Source organism: Chitinophaga sp. HK235, from assembly GCF_018255755.1.
GTDB lineage: Bacteria > Bacteroidota > Bacteroidia > Chitinophagales > Chitinophagaceae > Chitinophaga.
On record NZ_CP073766.1, the window covers coordinates 431,975 to 458,028 of the forward strand.

19 protein-coding genes are annotated in these 26,054 nt (G+C 48.2%); 9 read left to right on the forward strand and 10 right to left on the reverse strand.

The features are described from left to right. Window positions 1-105 precede the first annotated feature (105 nt). The 4 genes from KD145_RS01065 (at window position 106) to KD145_RS01080 (ending at window position 5,556) form a co-directional block, all read left to right on the forward strand. The gene (locus tag KD145_RS01065) at window positions 106-2,523 is read left to right on the forward strand and encodes an ABC transporter permease (protein ID WP_212004082.1); all 2,418 of its coding nucleotides are present in this window, start codon (window positions 106-108) and stop codon (window positions 2,521-2,523) included. Window positions 2,524-2,546: 23 nt separating this feature from the next. After that, window positions 2,547-3,596: a hypothetical protein gene (locus KD145_RS01070; protein WP_212004083.1), complete on the forward strand. Its 1,050-nt coding sequence runs from the start codon at window positions 2,547-2,549 to the stop codon at window positions 3,594-3,596. Window positions 3,597-3,688: 92 nt separating this feature from the next. Then, window positions 3,689-4,279, forward strand: coding sequence for a TetR/AcrR family transcriptional regulator (locus tag KD145_RS01075; protein WP_212004084.1), 591 nt, complete (start codon window positions 3,689-3,691; stop codon window positions 4,277-4,279). A gap of 32 nt (window positions 4,280-4,311) precedes the next feature. Beyond that, window positions 4,312-5,556 (forward strand): MFS transporter, encoded by a 1,245-nt coding sequence (locus KD145_RS01080; RefSeq protein ID WP_212004085.1) that lies wholly within the window; start codon window positions 4,312-4,314, stop codon window positions 5,554-5,556. Between the two features lie 53 nt (window positions 5,557-5,609). Here the strand turns inward: KD145_RS01080 and KD145_RS01085 are convergent, their stop codons facing one another. From KD145_RS01085 to KD145_RS01100, 4 genes are all read right to left on the reverse strand, one after another. After that, window positions 5,610-6,095: a DUF2938 domain-containing protein gene (locus tag KD145_RS01085; RefSeq protein ID WP_212004086.1), complete on the reverse strand. Its 486-nt coding sequence runs from the start codon at window positions 6,093-6,095 to the stop codon at window positions 5,610-5,612. 25 nt (window positions 6,096-6,120) lie between these two features. After that, complete coding sequence (locus KD145_RS01090) at window positions 6,121-7,122, reverse strand: NAD(P)/FAD-dependent oxidoreductase (RefSeq protein ID WP_212004087.1); 1,002 nt, start codon at window positions 7,120-7,122, stop codon at window positions 6,121-6,123. A gap of 162 nt (window positions 7,123-7,284) precedes the next feature. Then, window positions 7,285-7,884 carry a TetR/AcrR family transcriptional regulator gene (locus KD145_RS01095; protein ID WP_212004088.1) on the reverse strand — a complete coding sequence of 200 codons (600 nt, stop codon included), beginning with the start codon at window positions 7,882-7,884 and terminating at the stop codon, window positions 7,285-7,287. An 85-nt stretch (window positions 7,885-7,969) separates the two neighbouring features. Further along, window positions 7,970-9,229, reverse strand: a complete 1,260-nt coding sequence (locus tag KD145_RS01100) for an amidohydrolase family protein (protein ID WP_212004089.1) — start codon at window positions 9,227-9,229, stop codon at window positions 7,970-7,972. Window positions 9,230-9,608: 379 nt separating this feature from the next. Between KD145_RS01100 and KD145_RS01105 the strand changes: the two genes are divergently transcribed. From KD145_RS01105 to KD145_RS01115, 3 genes are all read left to right on the forward strand, one after another. Beyond that, window positions 9,609-12,620, forward strand: a complete 3,012-nt coding sequence (locus KD145_RS01105; protein ID WP_212004090.1) for a TonB-dependent receptor — start codon at window positions 9,609-9,611, stop codon at window positions 12,618-12,620. Window positions 12,621-12,647: 27 nt separating this feature from the next. Further along, entirely contained in the window at window positions 12,648-14,297 is a 1,650-nt protein-coding gene (locus KD145_RS01110) for a RagB/SusD family nutrient uptake outer membrane protein (RefSeq protein ID WP_212004091.1), read from the forward strand. 103 nt (window positions 14,298-14,400) lie between these two features. After that, complete coding sequence (locus KD145_RS01115; RefSeq protein ID WP_212004092.1) at window positions 14,401-14,949, forward strand: cysteine hydrolase family protein; 549 nt, start codon at window positions 14,401-14,403, stop codon at window positions 14,947-14,949. 4 nt (window positions 14,950-14,953) lie between these two features. Here the strand turns inward: KD145_RS01115 and KD145_RS01120 are convergent, their stop codons facing one another. Further along, window positions 14,954-18,169 carry an AsmA-like C-terminal region-containing protein gene (locus KD145_RS01120; protein WP_212004093.1) on the reverse strand — a complete coding sequence of 1,072 codons (3,216 nt, stop codon included), beginning with the start codon at window positions 18,167-18,169 and terminating at the stop codon, window positions 14,954-14,956. Between the two features lie 142 nt (window positions 18,170-18,311). On the opposite strand from KD145_RS01120, the gene KD145_RS01125 reads away from it, so the two are divergent. Next, window positions 18,312-19,316 carry a glycoside hydrolase family 43 protein gene (locus KD145_RS01125; protein WP_249219699.1) on the forward strand — a complete coding sequence of 335 codons (1,005 nt, stop codon included), beginning with the start codon at window positions 18,312-18,314 and terminating at the stop codon, window positions 19,314-19,316. Window positions 19,317-19,382: 66 nt separating this feature from the next. Here the strand turns inward: KD145_RS01125 and KD145_RS01130 are convergent, their stop codons facing one another. After that, window positions 19,383-20,645 carry an MFS transporter gene (locus tag KD145_RS01130; RefSeq protein ID WP_212004094.1) on the reverse strand — a complete coding sequence of 421 codons (1,263 nt, stop codon included), beginning with the start codon at window positions 20,643-20,645 and terminating at the stop codon, window positions 19,383-19,385. Window positions 20,646-20,776: 131 nt separating this feature from the next. On the opposite strand from KD145_RS01130, the gene KD145_RS01135 reads away from it, so the two are divergent. Continuing rightward, the gene (locus KD145_RS01135; protein WP_212004095.1) at window positions 20,777-21,655 is read left to right on the forward strand and encodes a LysR substrate-binding domain-containing protein; all 879 of its coding nucleotides are present in this window, start codon (window positions 20,777-20,779) and stop codon (window positions 21,653-21,655) included. 3 nt (window positions 21,656-21,658) lie between these two features. Here the strand turns inward: KD145_RS01135 and KD145_RS01140 are convergent, their stop codons facing one another. The 4 genes from KD145_RS01140 to KD145_RS01155 all read right to left on the reverse strand — a co-directional run bounded on the left by KD145_RS01140 (window position 21,659) and on the right by KD145_RS01155 (window position 25,986). Further along, window positions 21,659-22,627 carry an AraC family transcriptional regulator gene (locus KD145_RS01140; protein WP_212004096.1) on the reverse strand — a complete coding sequence of 323 codons (969 nt, stop codon included), beginning with the start codon at window positions 22,625-22,627 and terminating at the stop codon, window positions 21,659-21,661. Between the two features lie 24 nt (window positions 22,628-22,651). Continuing rightward, entirely contained in the window at window positions 22,652-23,728 is a 1,077-nt protein-coding gene (locus tag KD145_RS01145) for a FecR family protein (protein WP_249219865.1), read from the reverse strand. A 38-nt stretch (window positions 23,729-23,766) separates the two neighbouring features. Beyond that, window positions 23,767-24,321: an RNA polymerase sigma factor gene (locus tag KD145_RS01150; protein WP_212004098.1), complete on the reverse strand. Its 555-nt coding sequence runs from the start codon at window positions 24,319-24,321 to the stop codon at window positions 23,767-23,769. 333 nt (window positions 24,322-24,654) lie between these two features. Beyond that, on the reverse strand, window positions 24,655-25,986 hold the full coding sequence (locus KD145_RS01155; RefSeq protein ID WP_212004099.1) for a DEAD/DEAH box helicase: 1,332 nt from the start codon (window positions 25,984-25,986) through the stop codon (window positions 24,655-24,657). Window positions 25,987-26,054: the final 68 nt, after the last annotated feature.

Sequence of the window (26,054 nt, forward strand, 5' to 3'; positions counted from 1 at the left end):
TTAAAAAGCTGATTTTCATTAGCTTGTATTATGGCATTATCTTTTTTATGGTATGATCCGCGCACCCGTCATCATTTTTAATGACAGGTATAAATCAACCAGTAAATGATCAGGAACTATTTTAAAATAGCAGTAAGGAACCTTTGGAGAAACAAGGGTTTTTCCGCCATCAACATCTTCGGTCTGGCGATAGGACTGGCCACTTGTCTGCTGATAACATTGTTTATCATTGATGAGCTGAGCTACGACCGGTCCAATAAAAAGGCAGATCGTATTTACCGCGTAAACGCAGATTTTCTCCTTAACGGAAATGCTTTCCGCGAAAGATACACGCCTGCCCAGCTGGGGGCCACTATGAAAAAAGATTTTCCGGGTATAGAAAACTATGTGCGCCTGCGGGGCTTCGGCGACCGCAGCATCCTCATCAAAAAAGGCAATGAAACACAGATGGAGAAAAATGCCGGATTTGCAGACTCCACCATCTTCGATGTTTTTACCCTCCCGCTGATCGCAGGTGATGCTAAAACAGCACTTGCACGTCCCTTTACAATGGTCATCTCCAAAAAAATGGCCATGAAGTATTTTGGTACTACCAGTGCTGTGGGACAAATACTGCATGTGGACAATACAGATGATTATCAGGTAACGGGGGTAATGGAAGATATGCCGGCCGCTTCGCATATGCATTTTGATTTTATCAAAGCGATGGCAGGTTTGCCGGACAGTCGCAATACCAGCTGGATGGCGGATAACTACGATACCTATCTGCTGGTACGGCCTGATATCAGCGAGGCTACTATCAATAGTTACCTGAAAACACTCACACAAAACTATATGGATGGCCCGCTCAGGAAAATGACGGGTAGCAGTATTGCTGAGGTAGAACGCAGTGGTGGCCACTTCCGCTATGATGTGTTTCCGCTCACTAAAATCCACCTGTATTCTCCTTTCACGAATGAAGTGGAGCCTACCGGTAACATCCAGTATATATACATCTTTGGGGTGGTGGCTGTGTTTATTCTGCTTATGGCCTGCGTCAATTTCATGAACCTGTCTACTGCCCGTTCTGCCGGCCGTTCCAAAGAGGTAGGTGTGCGAAAGGTACTCGGTTCACAGCGCAGGAACCTGGTTACCCAGTTTCTGACTGAGTCAGTGCTCACAAGTATGATTGCACTGCTGTTTGCAATAGGGCTGGCCTGGGCGTTGCTGCCTTACCTCAATCAGGTGGCAGGCAAAACGATTACTGTAGCATTGTTATTCAACAGGTGGTTGTTACCGGGTATGTTGCTAACCATCGTTATAGTTGGGCTGCTCGCAGGTTCTTATCCGGCGCTCTTTCTTTCTTCCTTCGAACCGGTGAAGGTGCTGAAAGGAAAGTTGTCAACAGGATTCAGAGGAGGCTGGCTCCGCAACAGTCTGCTGGTATTCCAGTTTTCTACCGCGGTAGTCCTCATTGTGGGCACGTTGGTGATCTACAGCCAGCTGAATTATATCCGCAACAAAAAACTGGGCTATAGCCGGGAGCAGGTGGTGGTGCTGCAAAATACCCAATCACTCTGGGTGCATGCCGCGGCTTTTAAACAGGAAATACTGCAGCTGCCAGGCGTAAAAGCCGGTACTATGGCTGATGTGCTGCCTGTTTCATCTATTATGAACACCAGCATCTATTCCAGAGATGCGGCTGGTAGCGCCGGTCAGGTGCTGGGTCTTTTTGAATGGAACGTAGATGCCGATTATATCAATACGCTGGGCATGCAGATTGCAAAGGGCCGGAACTTTTCGCCGGATATGCCATCAGACAGCAATGCGCTCCTGGTCAATGAAACAGCCGCCAGATTGCTGGGCTTCACCGACCTCGAAAACCGTTTCCTCTATCCCAACTACGACGGATATAAACCACTGAAAGTGATCGGTATCATCCGGGATTTTAACAGTGGTTCGTTACGCAAGAAAATACCACCGATTGTGATGAGGCTGGCTCACCGGCCCAACTGCATGGCTTTCCGCATCAGTACAGATAATATTACAGCACTGATGAGCAAAGTGGAAAATAAGTTCCATAACATGCCAGGCATGGATGGACAGCCTTTCCGGTATACTTTCCTGGATGACGATTTTAACCGCTTGTATCAGGCAGAGCAACGCACCGGTAAAATATTTGTTTCCTTTACCTGTTTCGCTATCCTGATCTCCTGTCTGGGGCTGTTTGGGCTGGTAACCTACGCAGTTGAACAACGTACCCGGGAAATCAGTATCCGCAAGGTACTGGGTGCCAGTGTAACCGGTATTGTAGCCCTGCTCTCCAAAGACTTCCTGAAACTGGTGGTGGTAGCTATCGTAGTAGCGTCTCCGTTAGCCTGGTTTATAATGGACCGCTGGCTGCAGGACTTCGCCTACCGTATCCACATTGGCTGGTGGGTATTCGTGATCACCGCTGTACTGGCTGTACTGATCACTATTCTGACGATCTGCCTGCAGGCGATAAAGGCTGCCAGGGCTAATCCGGCGGTAACACTGCGCTGAGATTGTTTTTGTATATTTAGCTTATGACGCTAATACTCAGATGGACGGGTTGTCTTTTTTTATTGCTGATGACAACCCGTAGCTATGCACAACCTGTTACGCCGGAAGACTATAACCTTAAAGCCTGTACGCTGCATCATCCTTCGTTGGGGGATATCCGTTATTATATCACCACCAGGGAGCTGCAAACCCGAAAGCCATTACTCATATTGCTGGAAGGCTCCGGCCACTTTCCACTGGCCGTTCTGGTAAAGGAGACGCACCGGATGGAAGTGATGAACACCTTTGACCAGGATATGCTGAAGATGGCCGATCACTTTCATGTGGTGATGATTGGTAAACCTGGCATCCCTTTCTGTGACACAATACAGGTTAACGGGGATACTGCCGGCCTGGAAATAATAGACAGTCTGTTGCCGATGCCGGCCACATACCGTCAACGCAGTAGCCTGACCTGGCGGGCGCAGGCTGCATCCGCTGTCATAGATGCCGTTTGTGCCAGGTTTCTGGTCAACCAGGCGCAGATCGTGGTATATGGATACTCTGAAGGAGCACAGGTAGCACCCAAAGTAGCCGTCATCAATAAAAAGGTAACACATTGCGCCAGTGTTTTTGGCGCGGGGCTCAACCAACTATACGACTTTATAATCGATGCCCGCCTGGAGGCGCTAAAAGGTCATATTACCTATGCTGCGGCGCAACAACGGGTTGATTCGCTCATGCAGGTGTTTGCCGATATCTATCGGCACCCGGGTGATACCCGGAAAGAGTGGGAGGGGCATACTTACCAAAGATGGGCCGGTTATGGTACTGAGCTGCCTCTGCACAATTTCTCCAGGCTATCTATCCCGCTTTTTATCGCTGCCGGTATGCATGACCGGAATTCACTGGTCTATGGCCTGGATTATGTGCCGCTGGAATTTTTGCGCCTGGGAAAAACTAACCTGACCTATAAAGTATACCCTACGGATCATTTCTTCCGGAATACGATGGATTCCCAAGATACCATCCATTACAAACAGCAGATGTTGCAGGATCTGCTACAGTGGCTTAAAATGCCATCATCTCACTAATGACAAAATTATCAAGCGGCAAAAAAATCCCTGAAAATTATAAATAAGCGAATATTCACTTATTTTTGAATTACCAAACGTTGTAAAAAAATATGCGGACCCGGAATGCGGAAAAAGAGGAACTCGTCAAGAAAATGACGGTGCAGATGATCGTTGCCAATGGCGTCGAAAAATTTTCAGTCAACAGCCTCGCCAAGGCATGCGGGATCTCCGTTGCCACCTTGTATATCTATTACAAGGACAAAGACGACCTGATCGTTCAGGTGGCAATAGAAGAGGGGACACGTTTGATTGATGCGGCATTAAAAGATTTTGATCCGGAGCAGTCTTTTGAAACCGGCTTACGCAAACAATGGAAGAACAGGGCTGGTTATCTGATGGCTAATCCACTTTCTACACAGTTCATGGAAAAACTGCATATGTCCAGTTATGCGGAAAAGATATCAGCACACCTTGATGGACGGATTACGCATATTATGAAGCGGTTTGTAGAAAATGCGTTGGCACGAAAAGAAATGAAACCCATGCCCATTGAGACTTGGTGGTCGATCGCCTTTGGACCGCTTTATTCTTTGCTCCGTTTTCATCATCAGGGAAGCTTTATAGCAGGGAAGCCATTCTCCCTGAACGAGGAAATTCTTTGGCAAACGTTTGATGCCGTTATAAAAGCACTAAAACCTTAGATTAACATCCCTTATTCAACTATTGATTTACCATGCAAACAGATACTACCAAGGTGCCCTTTACGGGGTATCAGAAATTCGTCGTGTTCATACTGGCGATCACCCAGTTTACTGTGATCCTCGACTTTATGGTCATGTCGCCACTGGGTGACCTGCTGATGAAGTCCATGGACCTGAGTCCCAAACAGTTTGGTCTGGCTGTTTCGGCCTATGCTTTCAGCGCAGGAGCTTCCGGGCTGCTGACAGCGGGCTTTGCAGACCGTTTTGACCGTAAAAAACTGCTCACCTTTTTTTATGGTGGCTTTATCCTCGGTACTATTTTTTGTGGTATGGCTCATACGTATCCCTTACTGGTGGCCGCGCGTATCATCACCGGCCTTTTCGGCGGTGTGATCAGTTCCATCTCCATGGCCATCATCACCGACCTGTTTGATATTCATCACCGCGGTCGTGTGATGGGCTTTATCTCTATGGGATTTGGGGCCAGTCAGGTATTGGGTATTCCTATCAGTCTCTACTTCGCCAATCACTGGGGCTGGCAGCTGCCATTCTTGTTGGTGGCCGGCCTGGCACTGCTGGTGATGGTATTGATACAGGTGAAACTACAACCGGTAACACAGCACCTGCTCAACCAGCAAAAGACTTCTGTTTTTTCCCATCTGATAAAGACTTTTGTCAACAAGGAATATCGCATCGGATTTACCTGCACGGCCTTGTTGTCTATTGGCGGCTTCATGATGATGCCCTTCGGCAGTGCCTTTGCTGTCAATAACCTGGGCATGACCCAGGAACAGCTGCCACTGCTGTTTATGGTGTCCGGCATCACAGCCCTGATACTGTTGCCATTCGTGGGCAAGCTGTCCGACAGAATTGATAAGTTCATGGTATTTGCCGTGGCTGCAGTATGGATGATCTTCATTGCGCTGATCTATACCAATCTGGGACAAACCCCTTTGTGGCTGATCATCCTGCTGAATGTGCTGCTGATGATCGGTATCCTGAGCCGTACGGTTCCCTGCAACGCACTCACCAGTGCGGTGCCCCATATGGCCGACAGAGGCGCGTTTATGAGCATCAACTCATCCCTGCAGCAAATTGCAGGTGGTATCGCTGCCACCGTCGCAGGATTCATCGTGGTGCAGAAAAACAAACACAGTCCCCTCGAACACTATAACACCATTGGTTATCTGATGACAGTCCTGACGCTCATCAGTATCTGGATGGTATACCGTGTAAGCGAACTGGTGAAATCCAGGCTGCGCGCAGTAAAAGCTTAAATGAAAAACGGGTGCTCCGGCAAGGGGCACCCGTTTTCGTATATGGGGAATAGTTAGTAGATAAGTGTAAGTAATAGAGCCGCTAAGTATAACCCTATCCCATATACGGTATGGGCCATCAGGCTACGCATTCTGGCTACACCCGGTTTGGGTGTTTTGGATGCAGCAATACCAAGCCCCATGCCCGGCTGCATCAGGAAAAAAGGCGCTACCGTTGTTCCTATCCCAATAATTAATGCCGGCCCGATAGTAGGAGATACGGTCCATTGCTCGCCCCAGATCAGCACCAGCAGGATTGAAAAGGTAATACCGATCATATAATGCGCCATCCATCCGATGGCTGTTTCTCCCGGTACAGGCGTCGCTATCGCGATATTCTTGTGCATGTATTTCCCTTTGGCAAAATGTCCGATCCAGCGGCCCACGAAAGAAAAGTTGAGGGACGGTATGTTAAAAAATGTCTTCAGAAAGATAGCCCACAGGTCCATGATGATAGTTGCGCCAATGCCTATCAGAATAGCTTTAATAATCATTTCCATTTGTTGGTATTTTTAAAATAAAGTATTAAAAAGTTTCACCGGTTAATTCTCCGTTGATGGCAAATCCTGCCATGGAACCGGAATACACGGCAGTGGCAATAGAACGGAACGAAGAATTGTCGCCACAGGCAAAAACACCCGGCACACTGGTCCTACGCGATGCGTCTACTTTTATCAGGCCCTGTGGTATCAGTTCACACCCTAGCTGTTGATGAATATCAGCATGCTGTATAGCTTTAGGTCTGGTGTACGCCACCTGCAACGGATACCTGCTGCCGTCGGCCAGATACAACGCCTTTAACTGTCCACCCTGATGCTCAATCTGCGAGATGGTAGTTTCTACAATGCTGATCTGATTTTTTTGTATCCGCTGTAGCTGTTCGGCCGTCAGGGTGGATTTGCCATGAGTGAATACCGTGAGTTGTTTGCTCCAGTTGGATACCAGCTGCGCCAGCTCAAAGGCGGTGTCCCCATTGGCGATGATTCCCGTAGGCTGGTGACCGTATTCATATCCATGACAATAAGGACAGTGAATAATAGAAGTTCCCCAGCATGCCGAAAATCCTGCTATGTCCGGCAATACATCCTTAACACCGCTGGCCAGCAAAAGTTTTTTACCGGTAAATTGATGTCCTTGTTGTGTTTGAATGACGAAACCATTACTGGTGGCGCTGCCGCTGATAGCCAGGCCATCATAAAAAGTAACGTTTTTGTAGGCTGCTACCTGCTGTCTGGCTTTGTTAAGGATTACTGCCGGCTTTTCTCCATCCTGTGTGAGGAAGTTATGAGATGCCGGCGCCTGTTTGTTGCAGGGTTGACCACTGTCAATCACCAACACTTTCCGGAAGGCCCGTCCCAGGGTCAGTGCGGCCGACAGTCCTGCATAACTGCCGCCAATGATAATGGTATCAAAAACTGCTGTTTCCGGTTTAGTTCCGGCCGGAGCAAATGATACCAGGGCGCCAGGCAGGGCTGATAAAGAAAGCAGTATGCCACTCTGTGAAATAAACTTTCGTCTTGTAATCATAATATTGTATTTCGAACACTGATATTAGTTCCGAACGGTGTTCGGTTTTTTGAGACAAAAAAATGGAATATTCTTCCATTAAATCAGGTCAGCTATGGTGGCCGGATACCATAAAAAAATAGCTCCGGTGACCACCCGTTGGATTCCCGCTAAAAAATTGTATTACTTGTGTTTGGCATGGATAATCGCAGCCATCGCATGCTCAAGTATCTTGTGGTTGACCTCCTTGCCCAGCTTTTCATTGACAATGTTGATGGATACAAGGCCATGTACAGTAGCCCACAGTGCATAGTATTTATTGACTACGGCCTCATCGCTGGCAGCAGAGCCGGGGATCAGGCCGGTAATGGCCGCTGTAAACAGCTGACGGGGAAGGTCTATATTCCTGATTTCGCCCTCCGGCTTTGGGCAGCTCACCTGTATGCCATACATCAGTTTGTACAGCTCTTTATGCCGGAATGCGAAGTTCCAGTAGGCCAGCCACATGGCGTTCACTTTTTCAGCCGCTGCAGTATGGCTGGCTCCGGCTTTTTTAACGGCATTGGCCAGCAGGGTATAACCTTGCCCTGTCAACTCCGCCAGGATGGTATCTTTGTTGGCAAAGTATTCGTAGATAGTGGCGGCAGCATATTCAATACGGTCTGCTATTTTGCGCATGCTCAGCGCCAGACAGCCCTCTTCAATGATAATTTCCAGCGCCGCATCCAGGATGTTCTTTCTAACCTGCTCTTTCTCCCTTGCAATCCTTTCTTTACTACCCATGATGAAAAATTTAAAACTGTCGTTTGATTTTCGAACAGTGTTCGGCAAATTTAGTGCGGAAATAACAAACAGACAATATTTTTTATTATTTCAGGTCGCCGGCAGGCTGCCGGTCCTGTGCATCATTATAGATAATTTTCCCGTTACGGATGGTATAGGCCACCTGATCAAAATACCGGCTGTCTGCATGGGGATCTGCTTTCAGTAAAACGATATCCGCGTCCATGCCTTTTGCGATACGGCCACTGTGTTGTTCCATCCCAAAACGTTTAGCCGGCGCCGTAGTCAGCGAACGGAGTATCTGATCAAAGCTCATCCCGGCTGAAGACAGAAAGGCAAATTCTTCAGCGGTATCATAATCGGAGATATAACCTACATCTGTACCGAAAAGCACTTCCCCGCCTGCTTTGGCGAAGGCGCCCAGCTGTTGCAGGGCTGTCTTCATCAGCGGGTTATCCTTGGCAGGAATGCCTTTTCGCTCCAGCTCCCACTTGTAGAGTTTTAGCGTAGGAGTAATGGCCACATGATGTTGCAACAGCTGATCTGTCTCTGCCTGGCTCCAGTTGCGGTAACCATCTGGTGCCACATGGGCCAGGATGTCCACATTGCCGGCAATGGCGAGGTTCATACCGGTATCGGAGGTAGGATGCGCAAAGACAGGTTTGTTAAACTTATGTGCGGTTTGAGTAGCAGCCTTGATGACATCCAGGGGCATCGGTACTACCTGATGACCGTCCGGAGAGGCGGACCATATCTTGATTCCATCAGCACCTGCGGCGATCTGTTGTTGTACAAATGCCTCGGCTTCTTTAGGATCACCGATCTCCGGGAGCTTCAGGGGCTTTATATAAAAAGGGCTGCCATTGGGAGGTGTAAAAGGGACACCTACTGTCAGGATAGCGGGACCGTTCACTTCACCGGATAGTACTCTCGCTTTCAGCGCCAGCAGATTAGGATAGTCCAGCGTAGCAATATCAAAGACATGCGTAAATCCATGACTATTGATCATGCTGTTCATTTGCCGGGTGAGTTGTGCTGCCGGCAGGCTGTTGGCCGGTTCCCATTTCGGTTCCATAAAATGTACATGACTGTTCCAGAATCCGGCCATCATTACAAGACCTTTACAATCCAGTACTTTTACAGATGCTGGTACCTTTACCCGTTTCGCATCACCTACGGCTTCAATTTTTCCATTTTTGATAATTACAATACCATTTTCAATGGGAGCAACGCCGGGCGATGTATATATCCTGGCGCCCACCAGTGCCATGTCATGGTCTGTAACAGATTGGGCATAAAAATAAAGTGGGAGTGTGAGCAGTATCAAGGAGAGGATTGTTCTCATACAACTATTGTATTGTTACTGTAAGTTAACGATCCCTTTTACTGGTTATTGTTTTTCAGGTAGATGACCAACAATGAATTATTAATAATCTGGTAACACGTTTCATTATTAAATCCTCATTCTCCTTTCTAGTTTTACAACGTGACCACAAACCTGCTTATGTAATGGAGAAAAACGCTGCGGTGAGTTCGCACCAGCAAAGTGGAAATTTATGTATATCATCCTTCAGGCAAAATTTTTACACCAGTATCAGCCGAAAAGCCTTATAGATGAACGATTCCACGAAATTAAAAAAGTCATTTGAATTCCTTCATGGGTACACACAGGTATCCGGTATTTAATCATCATTACCTAAAGCTAAATTTAAAGCACACATTTTATGAACAAATGCTATTTCAGTAGCCAACTGCTGAATTTTTATGTAAAGGTATGTTATGCCTTTACGGCTGTGGTCATTTGCCTCTGCCTGCTGTCGCAGCATGCAATAGCCCAGGGAAAATTCAGTGTCCAGGGTAAAATCACCGATGAAAAAAAACAACCGCTTCCGGGTGTCAGCGTCTCTGAAGCAGGTACTAAAACAGGTGTTGTAACAAACATCGACGGCGTTTTTAAGCTGGAGGTGAGCAATGCCAACGCCACGCTGCATATCGCTTTCCTCGGTTACGACAGTAAAGAGGTAGCGATAGGAGGGCAGCATACGCTCAGCATTTCCTTGTCTCCGCAGCTGCGTCAGCTCAACGATGTGGTGATTACCGGTTATGGTAAAACCAGCAAAAAAAATGTGATCGGTTCCATCAGTTCACTGAATGCCGGTGAATTCACACAGGGCGTAATCGGTAGCCCGGCAATGTTGCTGCAGGGCAAAGTACCCGGCCTTACAGTTACCAAAAGCGGGAATCCCAACCAAACGCCAACGGTTATACTGAGAGGTCCTTCTACTTTGCGCTCCGGTGCACAGGAGCCTTTTTACGTGATCGATGGGGTACCTGGTGTACCCATAGATATGGTACCACCGGATGATATTGCTACGATTGATGTACTGAAAGATGGTGCATCTACGGCTATCTATGGTGCCAGGGCTGCCAATGGTGTAATCATGGTTACCACACGCCGTCCTAAAACAGACCAGCTCCGCATTGCCTACAACGCCTATGCCGGCATCGAAAAAGTGGCCAAACGCCTGGAAGTACTCACCGGCGATGAACTGCGTAAATACCTGGCAGATAATGGTCAGGTGCTCGCTCCCGCCAACAACGATACTATTCCTGGTACGCAGAATCTGGTCAACACCGACTGGCAGAAAGAAGTACAACGCACCGGTGTTTCCCAGAACCATAACTTATCACTGATGGGCGGCTCCAAAGCCACTACCTATGGCTTCAGTGTCAACTACTTCGATAACCCCGGTATCATCAAAGGTTCTGCGCTCAACAGACTCGGTATACGCGCCAACGTAGGCCAGCGTGCTTTCAACGATCGTCTCCGCCTCGATTTCTCGGTGTTTAATACCTCCACCAAACAGGATAATGTACCGGATGCGGTATTGTACAACATGCTCAACTACCTGCCTACGGTAGCGGTTACACGCCCCGATGGCAGCTTCACCGAAGACTTTGCCGGCAACATTCGCGGCAGCAGCAACCCCGTAGCATTGATCGCCAACAATAAAGATCAGACCAAATCATCGAAGTTTCTGGCCACCGGTCTCGCAGAAGTAAAAATACTGCCCGGACTTACCTATACCGCCAGTCTCACTACCCAAAAGGAACAGTACAACCGCAACGTATATTACAACAGCCTCTCCACACTGGCCAAGGGTAATGGCGGTAAAGCCAACCGGGTATCGTGGATGAATACACGTAATATCATCGAGTCCTATTTCAACTATGATAAAACATTTGGAAAACACAACATTAAAGTGCTGGCAGGATACTCCTGGCAGGAAGACCGCAGCGGCGACGGATTTGGTGTGACCACCCAGGGCTTCGGCAGCGACGCACTTACCTGGAACAACCTGGCTCTCAGCAACCCGCCCTCCGGTACGATCGTGTTCGATAACTCCGGTCAGACAACACTCACCACACTCCGCCTCATTTCCTACTACGGCAGGGTCAATTACCAGTACGCCGATAAATACTATTTCCAGGCTTCACTCCGTAATGATGGTTCTTCTGCCTTCGGTAAAAACAACCGCTGGGGTTATTTCCCGGCTGCCTCACTGGGATGGCGCCTCAGCCAGGAGTCTTTCCTGAAAACAGTCCGCGCACTCGATGACCTTAAACTCAGGGTCAGCTACGGTATCTCTGGTAACTCACTGGGCTTCGATCCGCTCACAGCCCAGTTGCAATACAGCACCGTAGGACGCTACTATGATAACGGCCAGCTGATCAACGGTATCGCTCCCGTACAGAATGCCAACCCCGACCTGAAATGGGAACGCACAGCTATGTTCAACACCGGGATCGACTTCAGCATCCTCAAAGGAAGACTGACCGGCGCCATTGATTACTACGACAAACAAACCTCCGATCTTATCTGGAACTATCCCGTATCTACCACCCAATACATCACTACTACCTTGCTGGCCAACGTAGGAAAAGTAAGCAACAAGGGTGTGGAAATAGTACTGAATGCAGATGTGATCAGATCTAAAGACTTTACCTGGAGAACAACCATCAACGCTTCCCACAATACCAACAAAATCAGTTCCCTGGCCAATGACCGCTTTACACTGAAGGACATTCCTACCGCCATACTCGGTGGTAAAGGACAGTCCGGCAACTGGAGCCAGAAAGTACTGGAAGGACAGCCTATCGGTACCTTTACCTTGTTCCATTACATGGGTAAAGACAAGGACGGGGTGTCTACCTATCAGAAAGCAGATGGTACCGTTACTACCTCGCCCAACACAGCAGACCTGATGGTAGCCGGCAATGCACAGCCTAAGATCACCTATGGCTGGAGCAATACCTTCCTCTACAAAGGTTTCGATCTGAGCATCTTTATGCGCGGTGTAGCAGGCAACAAAATCCTGAACGCCACACTGGCCGCCATCAATACACCTACCGATGCCAAGATGACCAATATCTCTAAATTCACCCTCGGGGAATCCTATAATGATAAAAACTCTTTCATGGTCTCCGACAGGTTCCTGGAAAGCGGTTCCTACCTCAGAATGGAAAACGTTACCCTGGGATATACCATTAAAACAAAAAGCCCTTACATCAGCGCATTACGTGTATACGGCAACGTTACCAACGTGTTTACGATCACGAAGTATACCGGCATCGATCCGGAGATCGATCTGGGTGGCCTTACACCCGGCATCGATGTACGTAACTACTATCCTAAAACACGGTCTTTCATCTTCGGTGTGAATGCTACTTTTTAATCACTAACATTAATCCTACTGATCGATATGAAACGATATAAATTGCTGAGTATGGCCCTGGCGGCCGTGGTGGCCCTGGCAGGATGCCGCAAGCTGGATGTGGACGTAGAGTCCCGTTATACGCCGGGCAACTTCCCGACCAACAGTGCTTCCTATGCGGCTGCCATTGGCTCCGTATATGCGCAGCTGGCCAACTCCAAATCAGGCGATGCTACCTACTTTATGAACGGCACCGGCTTCAGTTACGCTACTGACTACTGGATGCTGCAGGAGTTGTGTACCGATGAAGCCATTATACCCGCCCGCGATGGTAACTGGGATGACGGCGGAAAATACCGTTTCCTCCATCTGCATACCTGGACAGGCAACCTGCCTTTTGTAATCAGCTCCTGGCAATGGGGCTTCGGCGGTATTAACATTACCAATAATGCGATGAACCTCGCGAAAGGGCTGCCGGAAGGTACATCCAGAAACACGGCGGTGGCTGAACTGAAAACCATGCGCTCCCTGTTTTATTTCTTTATGATGGACTCCTATGGCAACGTACCCATTCTGGACGCTTATCCGGTGCCTTCTCCGCCGGAAACCAAACCCAGAAAAGAAGTGTTTGCTTTCATCGAAAATACCCTGAAGGCTGCACTGCCCGACCTGCCGGCTAAAGTAGACGGTTCTACCTACGGCCGTGCCACCAAATGGATGGCTTATGCGCTGCTGGAAAAAATGTACCTCAACGCCGAATACTACACCGGAACACCTCGCTATACCGATGCAGTGGCCATGGCAGACAGCATCCTCACCAACGCACCTTATACGCTGGACGCTGATTATTCCTCCATCTTCAAACCGGAAAACGGCCCGCAGATAAAGGAAACCATCTTCGCCATTCCTTATGATGCCAACCTGATACCCGGCTGCCACTTTACCCGTTTTGGACTGCATCCTTTCCTGAAAGCCAAATTCGACCTGCCGGATGGTTTCGGTCCCAGCATAGCACTGAGTACCATCGCCGATTTCTACGCTTTCTTTAACCAGCCTAACGATGTGCGCAACAACACCTGGCTGGCCGGTAAACAAACCAACAAAGATGGTTCTCCGAACATTGTCCGCACCAGCACCAAAACCCTGGACGCTTCCTATGCCGGCCCCGACCAGCCTATTGACTGGGAAGTGACGATCACACCGGAAATGAAACTTAAACCCGGCGGTGAAGGAAAGCTGGATGTAGGAAATGATCTCCTTGCTCAGCTGAAAGGTGTACGTTCGATTAAATTTTATCCCGACAAAAACATCAATACTTCTACCCGCTTTCAAAATAACGATGTGCCCGTGTTCCGTTTGGCAGACGTGCTGATGATGAAGGCAGAAGCCATTCTGCGGGGTGCAGTGCCTACTACCGTCAAAGGGGAACTGCAGACAGCAGATGTGCTGGTGAATAAAATCCGTAGTAGGGCCGGTACTACACCGGTTGCCGGTATCACCCTCGATGATCTGCTGGTGGAACGCGCCCGCGAATTTGCCTGGGAAGGATGGAGAAGAAATGACCTGATCCGCTTCGGTAAATTCGAAGGTAAATGGGGCTTTAAAGCACAGGATAATGATGTGTTCCGTCGTGTATTCCCGATACCGGAAATAGAACTGGCGCTGAACCCCAAACTGCTGCGCAATCCTGGATATTAATCGATACACTGGTATAAAACAGGAAGGGTGTCTCAATAATTTTGAGATACCCTTCTGTTTTATAAAATGCTGCAGGGCGCTTATTTACATTACCTTTGAGACTGTGAAGAGAGAAAGAATCATAATAATAGACGCACAGAAGGATTTTGTCAATCCTGAAGGGGCCTATGCCCAAAAACATCCGGGAATCACTCAGATACTAGACGCAAAAAACAGGATAAATAATTTACTGGAATCACTGGACAAAGAACTGTTTGTGATAATTCGTGCCGACTACAAGCCGGACCAGTTCGAAAACGGTGTGTCAATGTGTATCCCCAATACACCCGGTCATGAGATAGACATCAAGGCGGATGAGTGTTTTAACATGTTCACAAAAACAGAACATAGTGCTTTCTCTTCGGAAGCGTTTAAGGAATACGCTGGAGCCAATGAAATTGAAACACTGATACTAACCGGATTTTTAGCCGAGTATTGTGTGAAACAAACTGCGCTGGATGCATTGAATGCAGGCTACCATGTTTATCTGTTGGAAGATTGTATTGGAACCGGAGATGATGTTCAGATAAGAAAGGAACTTACCCTGTCAGAATTGGAGCAGAAAGGTGCAAAAATTCTGAATAGCAGGGAGCTCCTTCGTATCATAAAATAATTCCTCAGGCTTTTTTCTTCGCTTTACCCAATCCGATGTTATACTTGTCCGGAGTGCCGGAAATACGCAGATGCATAAAACGGCCTTTTTTGCCTTTTTCCACGTTTTCGATGGCATCTACCTGCTGAGGATCCACTTCTTCCTGTTTACGGCCAAATAACGCCTGAAAACCCACTGAAGTGACCATCCGCATGGGAACACGCAGGTAATAGTTCATCTGCATGTCCAGTGACTGATTGCCGGACACCTCAATATAACCGATGGAAGAATTGATATTCATGTTGGGAATGTCCAATACGCCGTTTTTAAAAGTCAGTTTGTTACGCAGGGTGTCAAAGCGTACCATACGCAGGTTCTTATCCTTAAAGTAAGCCGACATGGCCTGCATAGGCCCGAAGTCTATAAGCGTGCCGTTGTGGATCTCAATATCCATTTTGGCGGTGGTCTCACTCAGCACCGGTGTAAGATCGGGATGCAGCCGCACATTACTTCTGATATGCCCGGTCAGTTTACCTTTCAGATTGTTGTTGAGCACAAAGTCCTGACCGAAGTTGTCAAACTTCATCAGCATCTTCGTCATGTCCACGGTATCCAGCCGTATGCCGCTTCTGAAATAAAGTTTGTTGGGGTCCTGCGCATTGAAGGTGCCGCGCATGCCAATATGCCCGCCTGCCATCCGTACAGAGATCGTATCTACCCGGATACGCTGGTCTTTCTGCATATGTACCGAAGCCACCACTTCTTTCAACCACAGCTTGCGGTAACGGATCTTGCCGATGTTGACCTGTGCATCAAAGTCGGTGAAAGGTGTTTTAAAGATATTGTAGCCTGCTGCATGCAGGGAGTCATTTTCACGGACGGTAGTAGCTTTTTGGGGAGCGGCAGCCGGTGTATGGTCGGTAAAATCATAATTCATCAGCTCATCCACATGGAGGAATTTGGAATTGAAGCTGAAGAAGTTGCTGCGCGGATTTCCTTTCTTGTCGGGGCCTGCATACAGTTTCAGGTTCATGTCAAAGTCGCTGCTGCCGATTTTGCCGGTGAGGGTGTCCACTACCAGGTAACGGTTGGTGCCATACCGTATTCTTCCCTTGATATTCTCCAGCTGTATAGGGTGTTGCTTCAGCGTGCCGGATATATTGGCAATATGTGCGTCCACTCTTTTAAACACGGTATCATAACGCATGTTCAGTTTGGCGCGCAACCACAGTTTGCCGGCTTCTTCATACCAGTAGCCCTGTGGGATAAACTGCCTGCCACGTGGGCCTATCAGGTCGTTGACGGCAATACGGTCCGACTGCAGGTCGAAAGCCAGTTCTGTTCTGCCCTTTTTGATTTTGGTAAACCAAAGCGGATAATTGTTGAGCCTTCCCTTAAAAACAAAACCACTGCTGTCGATATTTCCGGAGAAGTTACGTACCCGCAGGCTGGTATCATTGATCATGATGTCTGCGCTGAAATCATGCAGGGCATGCGGATATTGTTTAAAACCTGCATTCAGATGAGTGAGCTTGAAAGTGCCTCTGGGCAAAGGATTAGGATGAAGCAGTTCCTGTACCGAAGTTTCCAGCGCCAGCCCGATATTAAAACCGGAGATCACTTCCTGGCGCAGTACCTGGTGGGTGCTGTCGGCCAGCAACAGCTCTCCCGGACGGATCATATTGCTGCTGGCTTTAAAGGTAACAGCCACCGGCTTCTGTTGTTTGTGGAAGATGGCCGGCAGATCACTGATAGATCCGCTGGCGCTTATATCGGAATTGCCTATACGAAAAGCAACAGAGTCCAGCTGCAGGCTGCCGTTTTTTAACTGCGCATGCAGGTTCATTTTACGCACAGGCAGGGGATAGTTGGGGATGCGGAACTCCAGGTTGCTGACCGTTAGTTCACTTTGTACACCTTCTTTTAATTTGGCCAGCTGTTGCTCCGGCAGGTGAATGTCTACCAGCTCCTTGAAGTTCATGTTAAGTGCTATCTGGCCCTGAATCTGTTCCAGGTCTTTGATACCCAGGAACTCACCAACAAAACGAAGGTCCAGTTCAGAATATATCTGCATCACAATTTGCGGGTCGGTAAAATCCTTCATCACAAAATTGCCCCTGAATACACCCTTGCCGGGTTTGGCGTTGATGTTGAGCAAATGCAGTTCAGAAGTCTTCAGGGAATGTTCGTTGCCATTGGTATAGTATCCGCGGAACCCCAATGAATCCAGCTTGCGGTCTATATGTTTATTCTGGAACCATACGTTTTCACAGCCAAAATTGACAGATATGGCTGGCATTTCATTTCTACCCACTTTACCTTTTACAGCACCGTCGAAGAAAATACGGCCGTCACGGTGGTATTTTTCCAGCATGGCCGCAATGTCATTGGGCACCAGGGCAAAAAGCAGGTTGAGGTCGGGCCGGTCACCTTTTAACTTGAGGTCTACATAATTTTCTTTATCAAGGATAACACTGCCCTGCAGGGAAAGACTGGCATTTTCCAGTTTGATATTACTGGGGGAGATGTTGATCTGGTTTTTACTGGGGAGATAGTCGCCCTGCAGATCCATGGCTACTTTCCGGTGGCGGAACAATACGGTGTCCGTTTTGCTGGTGATATCCAGCTGCAGCTGTCCGTCTGTCTGTATCGCCATGCGGTCTCCTTCCATCTTGAAGGAAGTTTTGATCTTGTCGATATGAGACACCACGTTCCAACCTGAAACCGCATCCAGGTAAGTAATGTCAATATTTTTAAGGATTACTTTTTTCAGGTCCAGGCTAAGCCCTTTGCTGCTGTCGGCAGGAGTGGGGGTGGCATCTGTCTTGAAGGCATGTGCCTTGATCAGGTCTACCTCTCCGTCGACGGCCCTGGCAATATGTACGTTACCGTTAGACAACACTACAATCCGCACCTGGTAATGCTGTTGCAGAATATCAATTAAACTGAAGCCGGCATACAGCTTCTCTACCTGGTACAGGGGCTTCCCATCCATTTTTTTATTGGCATAAAAACGGACTTTATGTAGGGCTATAGATACATAAGGAAAGTTGCTGAAAGGCGAAATGCTGCTTTTTTCCAGCACCAGCTCACCGGCAAATCGTTTGTTCAGCTCGGCTATTGCCAGTTGGGTTAGCCGCTGTTGCTGACTGTACAGAATACCGGCTGCAATACCGGTCAATAACAGCAATCCTGTCAGGGAGATCAGCACCACTCTGATAAATTTTTTTCCTGCTTTCATGTATTAGGCCATTCGAACCCGTAAAAGTATTAAAAAATAAAAATGTGTGTATTTCGGCCCATGTTGAGAATGTGTTAAAGTTTTACTGGAGAAGTAAAAACGTTTTTATTATTTTTCTGGCATAACAAAATCGTTTTTGCAAATGAATACAAAACCCTTGCTCATCACCGCTATGATGCTGACACAGGTGGTATATGCCCAGGAAAAGCCACAGCCGCCTGCCCGCATAGCACAGCAGTCCCGTCGTGCAGGCAATCCCGTTTTTCCGGGATGGTATGCAGATCCGGAAGGAGTGGTATTCGGAAAAACATACTGGATATTCCCCACCTTCTCTGCTCCGTATAACCAGCAGGTTTATTTTGATGCTTTTTCCTCCACTGATCTGATCAACTGGAAAAAACATCCGCGGATACTGGACACCACTGCGGTGAAATGGGCCAGACGGGCTATGTGGGCACCGGCAGTGATTCAAAAGGGACAGCAATACTTTTTTTTCTTCGGGGCCAATGATATCCAGCGGAATGGAGAGCCAGGTGGAATAGGCGTAGCTGTGGCAGATAAACCGGAAGGCCCTTACCGCGATTACCTGGGAAAACCGCTCATCGATAGTTTTTATAACAAAGCCCAGCCAATAGACCAATACGTATTTCAGGATAAAGACGGTGCCTTTTACCTGATGTATGGCGGCTGGGGCCATTGTAATATTGCCCGGCTGAAAGATGATTTCACTGGTTTCGTTCCTTTCCCCGATGGCAATGTTTTCCGGGATATAACACCAGAGAAATACGTGGAAGGACCTACGATGTTTATGCGAAACGGGAAGTACTATTTTATGTGGTCAGAAGGTGGATGGACCGGGCCCGACTACAGCGTGGCCTATGCCATAGCAGACACGCCCACAGGGCCTTTCCGGCGGATAGGTAAAATACTGCAGCAGGATCCGGCCATCGCTACAGGTGCAGGCCATCACTCTATTATCCATGCTGCCTCACAAAACAAATGGTTTATCGTATATCACCGACGTCCCTTGGGGCTGAAAGATGCCAATGCACGGGAAACCTGTATCGATGAAATGTTTTTTAATGAAGATGGAACCATCAAACCCGTCATCATGACAAAAGAAGGAGTGAAGCAACTGAAGCTATAATCATATCACTTTACGCAATTCCCCGAGGCGGAGGCCTCGGGGAATATATGTCTTGCACTAACAGTCCTAATCCTGGGCTTTCCATTTCCATTGCTGGCGGCTGTTTTTCCCGGCCGGAAGTACTGCTGTCTGATTGATTTTTCTGCGATGATTTACAAATACAACAGTGGCGGCCACACCGGCCAGCCCTGCGATGCATACGGTCAAACGAGGCCCTATCCAATGTGCCAGCAGGCCGGTAAGCAGACTGCCAATGGGTATCATGCCCTGGTAGGCCATGATGTAGTAGCTGATAGCCCGCGCACGCATATCAGGAATGGCATGGGTCTGTAAATAGATATTGATGGCAGATGTCTGCGCCATCATACCAACACCGGAAATCATCATAAACAACAGTGCCAGCGGCAGCCAGCCGGAATAGGAGAGTAATATCAGGCTCAGGCCAAATATCAGGCTGGAAGTGATCATGATCCTGACCATATCTTTACCGCCCTTCAGCTGTGCCATATAAATGGCTGACAGAATAGAACCCAGGCCGGCTGCACTCTCAAACCAGCTAAACGTTTTGGCGTTACCGTTAAAAATATCTTTCGCAAAGATCGGCATCAGCGTGTTGAAGGGCATCACCAGCAGGCTGCTGGCAGTCAGCATCAGCAGGAGGGAGGAGAGGTCTTTGTCATGAGAAATATAGTCCCATCCTTCTCTCAGCTCCGCCCATATACTGCGTTCGGATTTCACCACTGGCGGCAACTGCATCTTCATCATAAAAAGAGAAGCCAGTACCGGCACATAACTCAGGAAGTTGCCCACAAAACAAATGTCTTCGCCGAAAGTACTCAATACAATACCTGCCAGTGCGGGTCCGGCAATCCTGGCGAAGTTGGCCATGGTGGAGTTCAACGCGATGGCGTTGGGCAGGTCTTCCTTGTTTTCCACCATCTCTGCCATCAGCGACTGCCGGCAGGTAACGTCAAAAGCATTGATAATACCCTGTACCAGCGAAAGTAAAATAATGCCGGGTATGTTGTAAATGCGCAGCAGGATCATCAGCGCCAGCGCGCCGGCCTGAAGCATGGAGATTACCTGCGTGACGATCATCAGCCGGTAACGGTTGTGGCGGTCGATATAACTGCCTGCATAGGGAGATAAAAACAGAGAGGGAATAAGGCTCACAAAACTGACAACGCCTAACAATACGGCGGAATTGGTTAACCGGTATACCAACCAGCAAACGGCTGTTTTCTGCATCCAGGTACCTATCAGGGATACTGACTGTCCGTAGAAAAAGAGCCGGTAATTGCGTGATTTTAAAGAACGAAAAACATCCATTTAATAATTTATTTATGTAGCGGGAATGATGACATTCCTTTTAAGAATCAATTGATGCAAATTTCGCTCACATTGATATATTTGTAAAATAGATTGTTTTAATGATATCCATTAGTAAAACCGATTGATGTATGGAGCTTCGTCAACTGGCTTATTTTGTGAAAGCCGCAGAAACAGCGCATTTTACAGCCGCCGCCGCGGCTATGTATATTACCCAGTCTACCCTGTCACAGCAGATCAAAGCACTGGAAACAGAATTGGGCATGCCCCTGTTTGACCGGGTGGGCAAGCATGTACAACTGACGGAAGCAGGCAGTGTATTCCTCCTGCATGCCCGCCAGGTATTGCTGGATGTGGAGAAAGGGAAACAGGCCATAGAAGACCTGCAGAACCTGTTGACAGGCGACCTGCGCATCGGCGCCACCTACGCATTCACTTCGCTGCTGCTGCCGGCACTCACGTCCTTTCCCGGTAAATACCCGGGCATTCGCATCTTCGTGGACTATGGCAATACGGAAGAGCTGGAGCGGAAGCTTCGTTCCTCAGAACTGGATTTTATACTGGCCTTTCACCAGCTGAAGCCGGGTAAGGAATTCGAGTACCAGGAAATGTTCACTTCCAAAATAGTCATGGCTGTATCCAAAAAACATCCGATGGCGCAGCTGAAGGAAATCGATCTCAAAAGTCTCGATGGCATGGAGCTGATCCTGGCATCCAAAGGCTTTAGTTCCCGTGATTTTTTGAGTGAAGTGCTGGAAAAACACAAAGTATACCCTGCTGTAAAAATAGAGCTGAACGATGTGCATGCCATACTCTCGCTGCTGGAAAGCGGTCACTGGGTAACCCTGCTGAATGAGCGGGCGCTCAATGGCTGGAAAAATCTCGTGGCTGTGCCTATTGCCGGTAAGGCGCTGCTGCGCAGGGCTTATATCCTCTGGCAGAAAGGGACTTACCGGAAAAAGGCAGCAGATCTGTTTGTAAAAGAGTTACTGAAGACAGAAGTCAGGTAATAGTTACTGTGCATCCATTACCTGTAATGCCCCGCATTTGTAATATTTTTCGAAGGTGGTCAGGAAGCAGGGCAGCGCTGTAAAGCCCAGCCGGTCCATGATATAAGACACCGGTGTATTGCGGGTGCTCAGCAGCTCAAAGGCGAGGGCCATTTTTTCCTGCAGTATCAGCTCCGGAATGGTAAGGTGAAACTCCTGTTCAAAAGGTCTGCGCAGCAACGCTTCTTCCACACCGAATTTTTGCTCCAGTGTTTTATAGGTAAGACTTTCATGCAGATGATTGAGGATATAGCTGAAGATATCATGCAGTAGCTGGCGTTTTTCCTGGTTCATCATGATAGGGGGCGGAGCAATCAGCCGCCGGGTATAGTTGCCGTAAAAATCGGCGGCATTACGGCGGAAGAAGCTATAGGCACTGTTGCCGATATGTTTGGCGCTGAGCATGCGGTCACGTATCAGGCGGCTTACAGCGTTGAGTTGAAAAGGTGCTTTATGCAGCGGTCCGGTAACATTGGAAACAGGAATGGCTGCCAGTGAATGGAGCAACGGAAACTCTCTGGCCAGCTCCCGCAGAGAGTCCGGTTCAATGTTGATATGAAAGCTGTGTGGCTGTTGTGTACCGGGAAGAACCGGTTCTTCAGAGGCCATCATATTAAACAGACATACTTCCTTTTCCAGCGGTAGCTGATTACCGGGGGTGCCTGTGTTCATGTCATCATAAGCATGCAGGGTGATCACCTGGTACTGGGTGCAGGGACGTACTTCCACGCCGGGCCGCATATGAATGTGGTGTGCCCAGATGGAGAATTCCCCGGCACGGATGTTCTGGTCGAGAATACAACCATCATTGTCTTCTTGAAAATAAAACCGTGCATACGGGATCAGCTGGTCCCTGAAGGCGGTAGGGATGTTCTGATGAGGCGTAAACGCCTGGTCCTCCCTTTCAATGTACAGGATTTTGGTAGCTTTCATCTGGTAGTGGTTTTTGATCAGGTGCTATTGCAGCAACCGGGCGCTGTCATCCTGATGGAGGGGCGCCGGCAGCAGCATTCCGGCTGGGAGTTTGTCCCCGCCGTTGCTTTCAGTGAATACGCGCTGGGCGGCCGGAAAGGTATCGATGACACCATGGCGGCCATAGCGGCGAAATGCAACTGTTTTCAGTCCGGCAAGGGTTACGCTCGAAAAATAGTACTGCTTTCTGTGCCAGGCAGCGGCCTCGTTTGCCTCACAGGGTTGCACCTTGAAGCTGCGGGTATTTTCGCTGTAGATAGCCTGCTGGCCTGGTTTGAGCAGCACATTCTGCCGCCCTGCCATCATACGGAGGGCACCATCGGTAAGGGATACACAAATATTGTTACGGTCATAGGCATTCACATTAAAACTGGTGCCCAGTACCTGTATGGTACTATTGGGCAGATGTAGCAAAAAAGGCTGCCGGGCATTGGCAGCGATCTTAAAGTAAGCCTCCCCGTAAAGGCTGATCTCCCGGGTACCATCATTAAAAGCAAAAGGAAACTGTATCTGGGAAGCTGAATTAACCCATATCTCTGAGCCGTCGGACAAGACAACCTTATAGTGGTTGCCGTTGGGTATGCAGAGGGTATTGACGCCGGAAGGCAGGTTGTTGGCTGATTCCAGCGATAAGGTACCAGGTTGCAGGGACAATTTTTGTTCTCCGATATAAATGGCAGTGGTGTTATCAGTCAGGCTGCGGATACTGCCATCGGCCAGTTCAAGCGCTATGGCAGGTGATACATTGATAGGGTGCATGAAGACAATATTGCTGTCCGACTTATGTATCAGGTACCAGCCGGCGGTAGCCAGCGATAGTATCAGCCCTATGGCAATGCCCCATTGAAGGGATTTCTTTTTTTCCTGAGGATCAACGATGCTATAGGTATTCCGCCAGGGCATATTACCGGTCAACTGCTTGCCGGATTCAATGACTTCCCACATCTCTCGTACCTGCGGCACTTCTTCCATATAAGCCTCCAATAACGCTTCGTCAGAGGCGGAAATAATGCCGGCTTTCTTTTCCGTCATCAGCTGATATATGTTCACCAGATTCTTCATCAATCATAATAACAGAAATTTTATCGGGGCGGGGTATTTCAGAAACGTATTTTTTCCAGGAGCTGACGAAGCGTCTTTAAAGCGGTAGCTACATGCTTTTTTACAGTCTCCTCGCTGATTTCCAGCACCGCGGCAATCTCTTTTCTTGTCTTGTGCTCCTGGTAAGCCAGCCGGAAAACCTGTGATTGTTTCTGGGGCAACAGACTGATGGCGCCTTCCAGCTGTGCATACAGTTCATTATTTTCAAGCCGGGAGTCAGGTGTTACATAGAGAGGGTTCTGCAGCCAGGACAGCCGCTTTTTACGTGTTTCATCCTTGGAAATCTTATTGAGGCAACGGTTCTTGATACTAACAAAAAGAAAATTCTTTAATGTAGTGATATTACTCAGATCTATCCGTTTATACAATGCATGCTGCCAGAAGTCTATAAAAAACTCCTGTACCAGCTCCTGCGACTCATCTTCATCCTGCAGTATAGTCATGGCCGTTATCAACAGCCATTGCCGGTAAAGATGGTAGAAGTGGTCAAACGCCGTAACATTGCCGGCCTTTAGTGCTGCCAGTAATTCAATATCATTATTAATGGCACTCATGCGTATTTCATTTCCTCCATAGTTCAATTAAAATCGCTGAAACGTAGGGTTTAATATGGAATTGCTGCTCTCTGGATAGACCAAGTTGATTTGGTGTATATTCGATGACCACCCGGTAGGTGGATTTTATGGAAGATACTGAATTTGTTAATAATTAGTTAATCGCTTTTGAACGCCACGCAACGGTAACAAATGCTTAACAAAAAATCAATTGACTGATTATGAAATTAATACATGCATGGGGCTGGTAAAATCAGTCTCTGAGAAGGGGGAGTAACATGGTGTCCTAACAAAAAAAATCCCCGCATCCATAGGAGCGGGGATCAATAGTGACTATCTTTTCTTTGGCTTGCGTTTTTTCGGTTTACCGTATTTCAGCATCATCTTATCCTTATGGCTGATCTTGCGGTTGGTCTTCATATTCTTGGCCAGCTTCTGATGGAAGGCCGGACCAGCCTCTGTTCTGGCAGGTGCTTTCACCAGCGTATTCCGCATAAACACCTTGGGTTTTTCATCCTCTGTCAGTACTTCAGAGATCTCCAGCTCTTCCGGCAAAGGTCTTTCCGGAATACTATAATTCATCAGCTCTTCTATAGCTGTCAGTGCTTCGGATTCCTGCTCTTTGCTAAACAGGATAGCAATACCTTTCCTGTCGGCCCTGCCCGTTCTTCCAATACGATGGATATAGTTTTCCGGTACATCCGGCGTGTCGAAGTTGATCACATGGGTCACTTCCGAAATATCCAGTCCTCGCGCAATAATATCAGTGGCAATCAGGAAACGGTAGTTGCCGGCCTGGAACTGATTGACAGTATTGAAACGATGGTTCTGTTCCTTATTGGAATGGATAACACCCACTTTCTCCGGGAACTTGACACTGAGCTGTTCGTACAGGTCATCGGCCAGCTGTTTGGTACCGGCAAAAATGAGGGTCTTGGTCATGCTCTCATCTTTTGTCATCAACAGCTCCAGCAGGTTTACCTTGGTATAAAAGTTAGGTACACGGTACAGTACCTGTTCAATGTTTTCCAGCGGGGTACCGGTAGGTGCGGCCTCTATCCTTATCGGGTTGTCGAAGTGCGTACCGATGATCGCTTCCACATCTTCAGTAATGGTAGCGGAAAACATCAGGTTCTGCCTTTTCTGCGGGAGCAGGTCCATGATATTCTTCAACTGCGTACGGAAGCCCAGGTTCAGCATCTCGTCCACCTCATCGATAATGAGTTTTTTGATGGATTTCACCTTCAGCGCGCCGCTGAGGATTACATCGTACAGGCGGCCGGGAGTGGCTACCAGCACGTCTACCTTGTTTTGCACGGCTGCCATCTGCGGGTTCATGTTCACGCCGCCGTAAATACCCAACACTTCCACGCTCATATAAGTGGTCAGCTTTTGAACGGCTTCCACCACCTGTACCACCAATTCCCGGGTAGGCACCATAATCAGTATCTGCGGATGTTTCTCTTTGGAAAACTTAAACATACGGAGGGTAGGCAGCAGATAGGCAAAGGTTTTACCGGTACCGGTCTGTGCTATACCGCATACGTCATGGCCAGACATGATGACTGAAAATGCCCGCTGTTGTATGGTAGTAGGCTGTTTAAAGCCCAGTTCGTCGAGTGCATTCCGAAGAGAGGTGTTCAGATTTAAATCTGCAAATGTCATGTTACTACTAAAATATGAACGGCGAAGGTAACTAATATTTTTGGCCCGTAGCCCGGAAAAGCCTTACT